Annotated in this window: 14 protein-coding genes; 5 read left to right on the top strand and 9 right to left on the bottom strand. The window is 75.2% G+C overall.

From position 1 onward, the window contains the following. The 5 genes from ACO1BR_RS06700 to ACO1BR_RS06680 all read right to left on the bottom strand — a co-directional run. A partial coding sequence (locus ACO1BR_RS06700) for a lysylphosphatidylglycerol synthase domain-containing protein (protein ID WP_426794079.1) occupies positions 1-585 on the bottom strand: 585 nt, incomplete at its 3' end. After that, the gene (locus ACO1BR_RS06695) at positions 582-1,463 is read right to left on the bottom strand and encodes a class I SAM-dependent methyltransferase (RefSeq protein WP_426794078.1); all 882 of its coding nucleotides are present in this window, start codon (positions 1,461-1,463) and stop codon (positions 582-584) included. The genes ACO1BR_RS06695 and ACO1BR_RS06700, both read right to left, overlap by 4 nt. Beyond that, positions 1,463-2,581, bottom strand: a complete 1,119-nt coding sequence (locus ACO1BR_RS06690; protein ID WP_426794077.1) for a glycosyltransferase family 4 protein — start codon at positions 2,579-2,581, stop codon at positions 1,463-1,465. The genes ACO1BR_RS06695 and ACO1BR_RS06690 overlap by 1 nt, the downstream gene beginning before the upstream one ends. A gap of 19 nt (positions 2,582-2,600) precedes the next feature. Continuing rightward, positions 2,601-2,999: a 6-pyruvoyl trahydropterin synthase family protein gene (locus tag ACO1BR_RS06685; RefSeq protein WP_426794076.1), complete on the bottom strand. Its 399-nt coding sequence runs from the start codon at positions 2,997-2,999 to the stop codon at positions 2,601-2,603. Positions 3,000-3,051: 52 nt separating this feature from the next. Further along, positions 3,052-4,047 (bottom strand): zinc-dependent alcohol dehydrogenase, encoded by a 996-nt coding sequence (locus tag ACO1BR_RS06680; protein ID WP_426794075.1) that lies wholly within the window; start codon positions 4,045-4,047, stop codon positions 3,052-3,054. Between the two features lie 123 nt (positions 4,048-4,170). Here ACO1BR_RS06680 and ACO1BR_RS06675 point away from each other — a divergent pair, with 123 nt between their 5' ends. Next, positions 4,171-4,899, top strand: coding sequence for a CDP-alcohol phosphatidyltransferase family protein (locus tag ACO1BR_RS06675; protein ID WP_426794074.1), 729 nt, complete (start codon positions 4,171-4,173; stop codon positions 4,897-4,899). Between the two features lie 19 nt (positions 4,900-4,918). Here ACO1BR_RS06675 and ACO1BR_RS06670 read toward each other — a convergent pair whose 3' ends face one another. Together ACO1BR_RS06670 and ACO1BR_RS06665 are read right to left on the bottom strand one after the other, a co-directional pair. Then, positions 4,919-5,332: a DUF6126 family protein gene (locus tag ACO1BR_RS06670; protein ID WP_426794073.1), complete on the bottom strand. Its 414-nt coding sequence runs from the start codon at positions 5,330-5,332 to the stop codon at positions 4,919-4,921. Positions 5,333-5,393: 61 nt separating this feature from the next. After that, positions 5,394-5,594 (bottom strand): hypothetical protein, encoded by a 201-nt coding sequence (locus tag ACO1BR_RS06665; protein WP_426794072.1) that lies wholly within the window; start codon positions 5,592-5,594, stop codon positions 5,394-5,396. 276 nt (positions 5,595-5,870) lie between these two features. Between ACO1BR_RS06665 and ACO1BR_RS06660 the strand changes: the two genes are divergently transcribed. Further along, positions 5,871-6,647, top strand: a complete 777-nt coding sequence (locus ACO1BR_RS06660; protein ID WP_426794071.1) for an alpha/beta hydrolase — start codon at positions 5,871-5,873, stop codon at positions 6,645-6,647. 55 nt (positions 6,648-6,702) lie between these two features. On the opposite strand, the gene ACO1BR_RS06655 is transcribed toward ACO1BR_RS06660, so the two are convergent. Continuing rightward, positions 6,703-7,587, bottom strand: coding sequence for a siderophore-interacting protein (locus ACO1BR_RS06655; RefSeq protein WP_426794070.1), 885 nt, complete (start codon positions 7,585-7,587; stop codon positions 6,703-6,705). 87 nt (positions 7,588-7,674) lie between these two features. On the opposite strand from ACO1BR_RS06655, the gene ACO1BR_RS06650 reads away from it, so the two are divergent. The 3 genes from ACO1BR_RS06650 (at position 7,675) to ACO1BR_RS06640 (ending at position 10,984) form a co-directional block, all read left to right on the top strand. Then, complete coding sequence (locus ACO1BR_RS06650) at positions 7,675-8,502, top strand: TetR/AcrR family transcriptional regulator (protein WP_426794069.1); 828 nt, start codon at positions 7,675-7,677, stop codon at positions 8,500-8,502. A gap of 339 nt (positions 8,503-8,841) precedes the next feature. Next, complete coding sequence (locus ACO1BR_RS06645; RefSeq protein ID WP_426794264.1) at positions 8,842-9,948, top strand: right-handed parallel beta-helix repeat-containing protein; 1,107 nt, start codon at positions 8,842-8,844, stop codon at positions 9,946-9,948. A 7-nt stretch (positions 9,949-9,955) separates the two neighbouring features. Then, the gene (locus ACO1BR_RS06640; protein ID WP_426794068.1) at positions 9,956-10,984 is read left to right on the top strand and encodes a methyltransferase; all 1,029 of its coding nucleotides are present in this window, start codon (positions 9,956-9,958) and stop codon (positions 10,982-10,984) included. 84 nt (positions 10,985-11,068) lie between these two features. Here ACO1BR_RS06640 and ACO1BR_RS06635 read toward each other — a convergent pair whose 3' ends face one another. Next, the gene (locus ACO1BR_RS06635) at positions 11,069-11,401 is read right to left on the bottom strand and encodes a TcmI family type II polyketide cyclase (protein ID WP_426794067.1); all 333 of its coding nucleotides are present in this window, start codon (positions 11,399-11,401) and stop codon (positions 11,069-11,071) included. Positions 11,402-11,430 lie beyond the last annotated feature (29 nt).

Genomic DNA, 11,430 nt, shown 5'->3' with positions numbered 1-11,430 from the left:
GGGTGTCCTGGGCATCGCCGTGGCCGCGCTGGTCCGCCGCCGGCGGCGGACCAGCGCGGCCACGGCGATGCCCAGGACACCCGCCCCCGCCACCGCGAGCAGCGCCCCGCGCACCGCCCCGGGCGCGCCCGCGGCCCGGCCGATCGGCGCCAGCACGGGCGAGGGCCGCGCGGCCAGCACCACCGCGCCCACCGCGACCAGGACCACCTGGCCCGCGGCCCGTTCCAGCGCCACCGCCCGCACCCCGCGCCCCAGGTCCCCGGCGTCGCGGCCGTGGCGTACGGCGCGGTGGACGTCGCCCAGCACGCCGCCGGGCAGCGCCGCGTTCAGGAACAGTGCCCGGTAGTAGTCCGCGACGGCTCGGCCGAGCGGGAGCCGCAGGCCCAGGCCGCGGGCCACCAGGCACCACCGCCAGGCGCTGCAGACGGTCGTCAGCACACCGATGCCGAACCCCGCCAGCAGCGTGCCGGCGTCGACCCGGCGCAGCCCGTCCAGGAAGGCGGCCGATCCCAGATGCCGCACCAGCAGCGCCAGGATGCCCAGTCCCGCGAGCATCCGCAGCCAGGACCGGACCCGCCGGTTCATCCCCCGGCCCCGCCTTCCGCGCCGTACGGACCCGGCAGCGCCAGCAGATCCGTGTGGTGCACCGCGACGCCCAACTCCCCGGCCGCGCACGCCTCCAGCCGGCGCCGCAGGTACGCGTCGGCCGCCCGTGCCAGCCCCGGCCGCTGGGTGCGGGCGGCGCCCACCCAGCCGCGCAGCCACTGCTCGGTCAGCGCGCACTCGGGGCCGCCCAGCCGCCAGGGGCTGGCCTGGGTGACCACCGTCGCCCCGCGCCGCTCGAACGCCTCGACCGCAGCCGGCCCCGCATCCGGCCCCAGTAGCCGCCGTCCGCCGTCCGTCCGGCGCTGATGCGCGTTGAAGGCGGCGGCGATCTCGGCGTCGAGGGGATCGTGCGGGGTGAGTTCGACCCGCCCGGTGACCGAGAGCGCGAACAGCGCCGGGCACCGGGCGCCGGTGCACGCCTCGGCGACCCGTTCCAACTCCTCCCGGGTGAGCAGGTCGAGCAGGGCGGAGGCGGTGACCAGGGACGTGCCCGCGAGGGCGGGGACGGTCAGCGCGGCCAGGTCGCCCAGCTCCACGACCGCGGTAACCGGCCTGCCGTCGGCGGCGGTTGACGGCATCCGCACGGCGGCCCGGGAGAGCAACACCGCGTCGTGGTCCTGGAGGATCCAGTGCTGCGGACCGGGCAGCCGGACCGCGAGCCAGCGCCCCATGGAGCCCGTACCGCAGCCCAGGTCGCGGATCACCAGACCGTCCGGGTCTGGCGTCCGGTCCGGGTCGAGGGCGGGCGACCAGCCGCGCAGCGGTCGCAGCAGCTCCGGCGCGCGGGCGGCGGCATCGGCCCGCTCCCGCAACTCCAGCCACTGCGGACAGAACCGCGGCCTGCCGACCCCGCCCATCACCGGCTCCAGGGCTCGTCCCGGAGCCGTTCCAGCACGTGCGCCAGACTGTGCGACGTCATCTCCCACCCCTCCAGCATGGCACGCCGTCCGCGCGCCGAGATCTTCAACCGCTGACGCAGCCCGGCGTCGCCGAACCAGGCCCGCAGCGCGGCACCGAGCGCGGCCGGTTCCCCGTCCGGTACGAGGATTCCGGGCACGCTCCCGTCGGGGGCCCTCCCCACCGCTTCCGGGACCCCGTCCACGGCCGTGGCCAGCACCGGAACACCGCGCGCCAGCGCCTCGGTGAGCACCATGCCGTAGGTCTCGGCGTACGAGGCGAGCACCAGCAGATCGGCGGCGGCGTAATACGCGTCCAGCTCGGCGCCGGCCCGCGGCCCGGCGAACCGGATCCGCCCGTCGAGGCCCGATCGCCGCACCTGCTGCCGCAGTTCGTCCGCACAGCGGGCGTCGCGTCCGGTGCCGCCGACGAGATCGCAGGTCCACGGGACGTCGTCGGCGAGCGTCAGCAGGGCGTCCACCAGCCGGTGGTGGCCCTTGCGCGGGGTGATCGCCGCGACGCAGAGCAGCCGGCCTGCGCCGTCGGTGCCCGGCGCCGGCGGCGCGGCGGCAACTCCCGGCCGGGCGACGGCGACTCGGGACGCCGCCAGCCCGTGGTGCGCGCGGATCCGGCCGGCGGCCCACTCACTGGTGGCGATCACCGCCCGCACGGTGTGCAGGGCGCGCCGCTCGCGGGCGTCCAGGTCCGCCGCCACCCCGGGAGCCAGTCCGGTCTCGTCAGCGAGCGGCAGATGCACCAGTACGGCCATCCGCAGCCGCACCGCCTCGGGAGCCAGGACGTCGGGAACGCCGCAGGCCACCAGTCCGTCGAGGAGGACCACGGCGCCGTCGGGCAACTGGGCCAGGCGGCGGGCCAGTTCGGCGGTGTCGGCCCGGTCCGGCCGGGGCCAGGCGCCGGGCACCGCGAGGCGGCGGACCCGCCAGCCCCGGTCCGGGAGGTCGCGGCACAGCCGCAGGTCGTAGGTGTTGCCGCCGCTCGGCGCGGCCGGTTCGGCGATGCCCCCGGGCAGCACGACGTGCACCTCCCGGGCCGGTTCCGCGGTGCCGGCGCGGGTCACCGGCGGGACCCGTGCCGGGTCACAGGGTGCGCTCGTAACTGGCCCAGGCGATATGGGATTCGTGCAGGGTCACGGTGATCCCGGCCAGTTCGCGGGCGCCCTCGCCGAGGTTGCCGGCGTGCACCCGGTCGGCCAGGCGGTCGGCGATGACCTTGGCCAGGGCCTCGGTCGAGGTGTTGGTCCCGGCGAAGGCGGGTTCGTCGTCGAGGTTGCGGTAGTTCAGCTCGCCGACCACCGCGCCCAGCTCCTGGGTGGCCAGGCCGATGTCGACCACGATGTTGTCGGCGTCGAGTTCGGGGCGGCGGAAGGTGGCGTCCACGATGAAGGTCGCGCCGTGCAGGCGCTGCGCGGGCCCGAAGACCGCGCCGCGGAAGCTGTGGGCCACCATCAGGTGGTCGCGGACGGTGATGCTGAACACGGTGTTCCTCCGGGTGGTGTCGCGGTGCGGATGGCTCGGTCGGCGCCGGCCGCTATCCGGGGAGCGGCCCGGCCGCCGGGTAGCGGATGCGGTGGCACAGCGCCGGGAGTTCGCCGGAGGCCAGCCGCGGCAGGACGGACGGCAGCTCCTCGAAGGCGGATTCGCCGGTGATCAGCGCGTCGAAGGCGGGGTCGGCGAGCAGGTCGAGGGCGAGCGCGAGACGGTCGGCGAAGGTGCGACGGGCGCGCCGGGCCGGGGCGACCGCGCCGACCTGGCTGCTGCGGACGACCAGCCGCCGGGAGTGGAAGGACTCCCCCAGCGGCAGGCTGATCCGCCGGTCGCCGTACCAGCTCAGCTCGATCACCGTGCCCTCGGGGGCGAGCAGTTCGAGGGCGCGGGCCAGTCCCTCCTCGGTGGCGCTGGTGTGCACGACAAGGTCGCACTCGCCGTCCGCGTCGGCGGGCAGCGCGAAGCCGGCCCCGAGTGCCGCGGCGGTGGCGGCCCGCGCCGGGTCGGGGTCGACCAACTGCACGCGGACGGCCGGGAATCGGGCCAGCAGGGCGGCGACCGCACAGCCCACCATGCCCGCGCCGACCACCGCGATCCGGTCGCCGAGCAGCGGCGCGGCGTCCCACAGGGCGTTCACCGCGGTCTCGACGGTGCCGGCCAGCACGGCCCGGGCGGCGGGCACGGTGTCCGGGACGGCGGTCACCGCGGCCACCGGGACGACGTACCGCGTCTGGTGCGGGAAGAGGCAGAAGACCGTCCGCCCGAGCAGCGCGGCGGGCCCCTCCTCCACCTCGCCCACATTGAGATAGCCGTACTTGACCGGCCCGGGGAACCCGCCTTCCTGGAACGGCGCGCGCATCGCGGTGTACTGGCTCTCGGGGACGCCGCCGCGGAAGACGATGCTCTCGGTCCCGCGGCTCACGCCGGAGTAGAGCGTGCGCACCAGCACCTCGCCGGCGCCGGGCCGCCGCAGGTCAGCGGTCCGGATCTCGCCCTGACCTGGGGAGCCGAGCCAGAATGCCCGGGCGGCGCGCGGCAACCGAATCCTCCTGGACGGTGTTGCGATGCGTCGTCGATGCTGGAGAACGCACGGTGCGGATCTTGGTGACGCCGTCACGATACGCGGCGCCCATCGAGTCCGCCAGACGCACCGGGAGGCACGATGGCCGTACAACGGCAGTACGGGACAAGGCCGTTCGCCCCGGACGCCGCCGCGGGCGCGGTCGCGCAGCTGGTGCTGCTGGAGGCGCTGTGCCGGGCCGTCGGGCTGGGGACCGCGGGGTGGCTGGCGGGCTCCGTCTTCGCGGTGGCCACCGTGGCCACGCTCACCCGCGCGCTGTGCCGGTCCTGGCCGGACTCGTTCGGTCCGGCCAACCGCGTCACCCTGGCCCGCGCCACGCTGGTCGGCGGGGTGACCGCCCTGGTCGCCGACTCCTTCGGCCGGCGGCCTGCGGTGACGGCGCTGGTCGGGCTGATCGGACTGGCCACCGTCGCGCTGGTCCTTGACGCGGTGGACGGCCGGGTGGCCCGGCGTACCGGGACGGCGACGCCGTTGGGAGCCCGCTTCGACATGGAGGTCGACGCGTTCCTGATCCTGGTGCTGAGCATGTACGTCGCGAGGGCGCTGGGCCCGTGGGTGACGGCCATCGGCGCGATGCGCTACGCCTTCGTCGCCGCGTCCTGGGCGCTGCCGTGGCTGCGCGCCGCGCTGCCGCACAGCACGGCCCGCAAGACGGTGGCGGCGTGCCAGGGGATCGTGCTGGTGGTGGCGGCGGCCGGGATCGTGCCGCGGGAGGCGGAGTTCGGCGCGGTGGCGGGGGCGCTGGCGCTGCTGGTGTGGTCGTTCGGGCGGGATGCGGTGTGGCTGTGGCGGGCCCGGGAGCCGGGGTGAGCGGCCGGGGCGGCGGGGGTCAGGTGCCCGCGTGCCGTCCCAGGTAGACGACCATCGCCAGGAAGGCCAGCACCAGGTTGGTGACCGCGACGGCGAACAGCACCCGTATCCACAGGCTGCGCCGGGCCGCCTCGTACGTCGCCGTCCGGTGGGTCACCAGGACGGTGCCGGGCAGCCGCGCCAGCCGGGTGCCGGGGCGGTCGGCGGTGACCCGGGCCCGCCGGACGCCGCAGCGCGGGGACGTCAGATGGCGGGCGGCGATCTCCGGGCAGGCGCGCCGGTGTCCGCGCGGCGGGCGCAGCGCGCCGGGGCCGAGGTGGTGGCGCCCCCGGCAGGGCCGTGCGGTGCCCGCACGGGAGGCCGCGGGTATGCAGGTGCGGGAGCGGACCGCGCGCCACGGCGGCGGTCCTTTGCGTCGCGGTGCGCCGGCCATCGGGGTCACCCGGATCCGGTGGCGCCGCACGCGGTGCGAGCCACCCGCGCCGCCGCGCCGCTCACTCGGCCGCCCCGCCCTGCGCGCCGGACGCGGTCCCGCCGTCGGGGTCGACGCCGACGCTGCGCGCGATCCGCAGCGCGTCGTCCAGCTCGTCCTCCGCGACGGCCAGGGCATAGGCGTCGTCCGCCGTACGCGCCGCCGCGACGGCAGCCCGTGCCGCACGCACCCGTTCCCGAACCGACTCGGCGAAACCGCCCACGCATGCCCTCCGCGTTCAGGCCGACCGGCCATCGCGTTCATCTGTTGAATAGCGGAATTCCTCAACTGTAGTCGACGGGCCCGGCGGCTTGAACGGGTGGTGCACAAGCCGCCGGACGAACTCCGGGCGCCGCACCGGTCGTCCCCGCGCCCGCCCGCGGCCTTGAATCTCCCGTAGCGGGAGCTTCTACGGTCCTGGCAGACGCGGCCGGTCACCGCCCGGCGCGCCGCGTCCGCCACGGCGAGCCGGGCACCGTCACGACAACGAGGAGCGAGGATGACCGCGTTCGTTCTGGTATCGGGGGGCTACACCGGCGGCTGGATCTGGCGCGAGGTCGCCGCGCGGCTCCGGGAGCGGGGACACGACGCCCACCCGGTGACGCTCACGGGGATGGGCGACCGGCGCCATCTGGCCGGCCGGGAGACGGACCTGGAGACGCACGTCGAGGACGTCGTGCAGGTGCTGGCCCACGAACAGCCGAGGGACGCGGTGGTCGTGGGGCACTGCTACGGCCTGCTCCCCGCCCTGGGCGCCGCCGACCGCCGACCGGACCTGGTCGGCCGGGTCGTCTACCTGGACACCGGCATGCCGGCCGACGGCGACACGGGGTTCGACGTGATGCCCGACCCGGTGGTACGGGACCGGCTGCTGCGGCGGGCCGAGGAGCTCGGCGCGGGATGGCGGCTCCCGCCGCCCCCGCTCGCCGACGAGCAGCTGTGGGGCAGCCTCGCCGGTGTGACGCCCGCCGCCCGGGAGCGGCTGGAGCGGCTTGCCGCGCCGCAGCCGCTGGCCACCCTGACCCGGCCGCTGCGGCTCACCGGCGCGGCGGCCGAGATGCCGGCCACCGGCGTGTTCTGCACCGCCCACGGCACGAGCATCGCCACCCTGGAAGCGCTGGTGGCCACCGGCGACCCCCGCTACGCGATCCTCACCGAACCCCGGGTCGGCTTCTTCGACCTGGACACCGGGCACTACCCGATGCTGTCCCGGCCCGGCGAGCTGGCCGACGTGCTGATGCGGGCGGCGGCGGACGAGGGCCGGCGCCTCGGCTAGGTGCTGCCCCCGGTGGGTCGGGGTCGGATCGGCGACCCACCGGACGGGCCCCGGCTCAGCCGCCCTGCCCCCAGGCCGCCGCCTTCTCCCGGGCCTCGGCGAGGTCGTCCTCCGTGGGGGCGTCGTCCTGGGTGAGGCTGCGCCGCCAGTAGCCGGTGAAGTCGATCCGGTCCTTGGCGACGCCGCGCTCCGCGGTCAGGTGACGCCGCAGTGCGCGCACCGCGCCCGCCTCACCGGCCAGCCAGACGAAGGCCGGGTCCTCGGGGAGAACGGCCGCGCGGACCGCGTCGAGCAGCACGCCGGTCCGCCCGGCCGGCGCGCGGTCGCGGTGCACCCAGTGGACGGTGAGGTCGGCGCGGGTGGGCAGTTGCTGCTCCTCCGCCGCGTCGGCGACCTCGACGTAGGCCACCGCGCGGGCGCCCGCGGGCAGCGCCGCGGCGAGCGAGCCGATGGCGGGCAGCGCCGTCTCGTCCCCGGCCAGCAGAATCGGCCCGGGGGCGTCGAGCGGCAGCGGCCGGGCGTACTCCGCCGCCGGGCCGTACCGGGCGAGGGTGTCGCCCACGGAGGCGGTCGCCGCCCAGCGGGTCGCCGGACCGGCCTCCGCGGGCGCCGCGCCGGGCGCCCCGTGCAGCGCGAAGTCGACGGAGAACCGCCGGCGTTCGGGGTCGTAGGAGCGCACCGTGTAGCTGCGCATCCAGGGCCGCTCCTCCTCCGGGATGGCGAGGTACGCCTGGTACCAGCTCATGGCATCGCCGTCCGCGGTCGCCTCGGGGAGGCGGGGAACGCGCCGGCCCGGTGTGGGGAAGAGCAGTTTGAGCTGCTGGTCGGGCCACGTGGGGAAGGCGTCGAGGCCCTCCCCGGAGAAGGTGATCCGGACCATACGCGGGGTGATCCGGCGGACGTCGGTGACGTGGATGAGTGCGACGGGCACGGCCGTCATCGGAGCTCCTCGGGAACGCGCGGATGATATCTTTACGGCGTAAAGAGTTCGATCGGCGACATTACTTTACGCCCTAAGGAGTTGCAAGTGGTGGTATTCGCGGGCCAGGGCGACGCCCGCCGTTCGCTGTCGCTGCTGTGGCGCGCCGACGCCCCCGAGCGGACCGCGAGGACGCGTACGCCCCGGGGGCCCAAACCGGCGCTGAGCGTCGACGCGATCGTCGACGCGGGCATCGCGGTGGCCGACGCGGACGGAATGGCGGCCCTGTCCATGCGCACGGTCGGCGAGCGGCTGGGACGTACGGCCATGGCGCTGTACACCTACGTCCCCGGCAAGAACGAGCTGGTGGACCTGATGTACGACCGGGCGCTGGCCGAACTCCCCACCGGCTACGACCTTTCGGCGGGCTGGCGGGCCGCGGCGGCGTCCTGGGCGGCGGACACCTGGGAGTTCTACCTGCGCCACCCGTGGGTGCTCCAGGTCTCCCAGGCCCGGCCGGTCCTCGGCCCCAACGAGTACGGCGCGCTGGAGTCCCTGCTGCGGGTGCTGTACGCCACCGGGCTGGACTCCGCGGTACTGCGTCGCGTCGTCGGCGTGCTGTTCCACTTCGTCCGCGGCGCCGCACAGACCGTCGCCGAGTCCCGGCTGGCCGCGACCGCCACGGGCGTGCCGGACGAGGACTGGTGGCAGGCCCGCTCCGGCATGCTGACCGAAGTGGCCCCCGACTTCGCGGAGCGCTTCCCGCTGTTGGTCCGGCTGGAGACCGAGGGCGCGGCACCGCCGGCGGACGGCACGCCGTATCTGGAGCGCGAGGCGAAGCGGACCTTCGACGTCGGGCTCGCGGTCGTCCTGGACGGCATCGAGACGTCGGTCGCCCGCTCCGGCACGGCGCCCGGCCGGGGGCCGTCGGAGTGAGGAAGCCGGCGGGACGGCCGGCGGCCGGTGTCGTCGTACGGCGGTGCGGCGTTGGGCATCCGTGACCGTTCCCCACCCCCGCCCGTGGTTCCTGCCGGCCGGCCTCGCGGCGCTGCCGGCGGAGGCACTGCCCGACGGCCCGGCTGACACCCCGTCCGATCCCGGCCCCGCCCCGGGGGCCGGTCCCGAGCCGGCCGCCGCGGACGGGCCCGGGGAGGCCCGGCCGCCGGCCGGCGCGCGGCCGGAAAGCCGACCGCCGCACCCGCTGCCGTCAACGGGTTAGCACATGTGGCGGGCGGGGGTGATCGCCCGTAGCTTCGCCTCATGGCGCTACGACGGATGACGCGACGGCAGACGGTCTCCCTGGGCTGCGTCGCAGCGGTCCTGGCCGGATGGCCGGTGGCCGCTCCGCCGGCCCAGGCCGCCCCGCACCGCGCCGACGGGCGGATCGTCGTCCATCCCGGCGAGTCGATCCAGCGGGCGGTGGACACGGCCCGCCCCGGCGACACGGTCGTCGTCCTGCCCGGCGTCTACCGCGAGAGCGTCCTGATCACCACGTCGCATCTGACGCTGCGCGGGGTGGACGACGGGACGGTGATCGCACCCGGCGGGACGCGGGCCGCGAGCGCCTGCGGGCAGAACGGCGACGGCATCTGCGTCATCGGCGCCGCGGGCGTTCCCATCCGGGACGTCCAGGTGCGCTCGCTGACCGTCGAGGGCTTCCGGCGCAACGGCCTGTGGGCCTCGGGGACCGAGGGGCTGAGGGTCCACGACGTGGTCGCCCGGCACAACGGCCGGTGGGGGATCGGGCTGGAGAAGTCGGTTCACAGCGCGGTGCGGGACAACGACGCGGCGGGGAACGGCGATGCGGGGATCTTCCTGGCGAACTCCGCCGACGAGCACGTCGGGGCCATCGACTCCCGCGGCACGCTGGTCACCGGCAACCACCTCACCGGCAACCGGATCGGCCTCACCGTCCGGCGCCTGCGGAACCTGCTGGCCGGCGACAACACCCTGATCGGCAACTGCGCCGGGATGTTCGTCGTCGGCGACGAGAACCGCCCCCGGGCCGGGGCGCTGACCGTCGCGCACAACGAGGTGTCCCGGAACAACAGGTCCTGCCCCGCGACCAGGCGCATGCCGGCCGTCAAGGGCGCCGGCATCGTCCTGACCGGCGTCGAGGAAGCACTCATCGAGCGCAACCTCGTCCAGGGCAACGTCGGCACCTCCCCGCTCTCCGGCGGCATCGTGCTCTTCCACAGCTTCGTCAACGCCCTCAACGAGCGCAATCTCATCCGCAACAACGTGGTGCTGCACAACTCTCCGGCGGATCTGGTCAACAAGGACCCGGAAGGCCGCGGGAACCGATTCGTCCGCAACATCTGCCGCACGTCCCGGCCGGCCGGACTGTGCCCGGCGGACGCGTCACCATCAACGGGAGAATAGAGGCGGAATGACCACGGTAAGTCCCACTCCCCAGCCGGCCATGCGGCTGCGGGAACTCGTCTTCGGAGCCGCGTGCGCGGCGGCCGTACGGGCGGCGGCCCGGCTCGGCGTGGCCGACGCGCTGGAGGACCGGCCCGCCGGTGTGGCGGAGCTGGCCGCCGCGGTGGACACCGAACCGCGCGCGCTGCGCCGCCTGTTGCGAGCGCTGGCCTGCTACGGGATCTTCGAGGAGACCGCGGACGGGGAGTTCGCCCATACCGAGATGTCGCGGCTGCTGCGCGACGACGCACCGAACAGCCTGCGCTACATCTCCCTGTGGTGCACCGAGCCCTGGACCTGGGCGGCCTGGCCCCGGCTGGACGAGGCGGTGCGCTCCGGCCGCAGCGTCTTCGACGACCTGTACGGCAAGGGGTTCTTCGACTATCTGCACCAGGACGCCCGGGACTCCGCCCAGGTCTTCGACCGGGCGATGACCACCTCCAGCAGGCAGTCGGCGCGGGACATCGTCGAACTCCTCGATCTCACCGGGGTGTCGTCGGTGGCCGACATCGGCGGCGGCCAGGGCCATGTGCTGGCCGGCCTGCTGGAGAAGTACGAGACGCTGCACGGCGCCCTGCTCGATCTGCCCAAGGTCGTGGCGAACGCCGACCCCCGGCTGCGGGAGGGCGGACCGCTGGCCGGCCGGGCGCGGATCGTGCCCGGCGACTGCCGTGAGGACATCCCCGTACAGGCCGACCTCTACATCATCAAGAACATCCTGGAATGGGACGACGAGAGCACCCGCAAGACGCTGCGCAAGGTCGTCGAGGCGGCCCGGCCCGGTGCCCGGGTGGTGATCATCGAGAACCTCGTCGACGACAGCCCCTCGATGAAGTTCACCACCGCCATGGACCTGCTGCTGCTCCTGAACGTCGGCGGCGCCAAGCACTCCAAGGAGAGCCTGGTCAGCCACATGGCGGAGGCCGGCCTGCTGGTCCACGACATCCTGGTCGTGAACCCGTATCTGCACGCCTTCGAGTGCACCGTGCCCGAGTGACGGTGCGTGACACCGCGGCCCGCACGGCACGACCGGCGCACTCCCCCGGTGGCGGGGAGGGCGCCGGTCGGGTCCGGTCCGCCGTCAGCGGGCGCCGTCGCGCTCCCAGCGGTAGAACTCCCGGGCCATCGCGTCCTTGGGGCCGCGCCAGGTCTCCGGGTCGTACGCGCTGACGTACGCGGACAGCCGCTCGCTGATGCCGCGGAACTCGGGGTGGTCGTGCACCTTGGCGATCTCCGGGCCGGGCGGCCGGTCGGACTCGATGAGGTGCAGGTAGACGTCGCCGAACTGGAAGAGCGACCGTCGGTTGACGCCCACGAGGTGGGGAAGCTCGGTGCGGTCCGAGGCCGCGAAGACCTCGGCGATGTCCTGGGCCGAGCCGGGCTTCATCCGGGCGACGATCAGAGCGTGGTGCATCGGGAGGATCCCTTCGTTGCCGCCCGCCG

Origin of the sequence: Streptomyces sp. YGL11-2 (assembly GCF_050054615.1) — a bacterium.
In the GTDB taxonomy this organism is placed as follows: Bacteria; Actinomycetota; Actinomycetes; order Streptomycetales; family Streptomycetaceae; genus Streptomyces.
Note: the sequence above shows the minus strand (reverse complement) of the source record. Positions and strands in the feature narration are given on the sequence as shown.

Coding starts and splice junctions, on each gene's coding strand:
- ACO1BR_RS06655 (WP_426794070.1), bottom strand. CDS start 7,587: ATGACGGCCGTGCCCGTCGCACTCATCCACGTCACCGACGTCCGCCGG.
- ACO1BR_RS06660 (WP_426794071.1), top strand. CDS start 5,871: ATGACCGCGTTCGTTCTGGTATCGGGGGGCTACACCGGCGGCTGGATC.
- ACO1BR_RS06645 (WP_426794264.1), top strand. CDS start 8,842: ATGACGCGACGGCAGACGGTCTCCCTGGGCTGCGTCGCAGCGGTCCTG.
- ACO1BR_RS06640 (WP_426794068.1), top strand. CDS start 9,956: ATGACCACGGTAAGTCCCACTCCCCAGCCGGCCATGCGGCTGCGGGAA.
- ACO1BR_RS06670 (WP_426794073.1), bottom strand. CDS start 5,332: ATGGCCGGCGCACCGCGACGCAAAGGACCGCCGCCGTGGCGCGCGGTC.
- ACO1BR_RS06675 (WP_426794074.1), top strand. CDS start 4,171: ATGGCCGTACAACGGCAGTACGGGACAAGGCCGTTCGCCCCGGACGCC.
- ACO1BR_RS06635 (WP_426794067.1), bottom strand. CDS start 11,401: ATGCACCACGCTCTGATCGTCGCCCGGATGAAGCCCGGCTCGGCCCAG.
- ACO1BR_RS06695 (WP_426794078.1), bottom strand. CDS start 1,463: ATGGGCGGGGTCGGCAGGCCGCGGTTCTGTCCGCAGTGGCTGGAGTTG.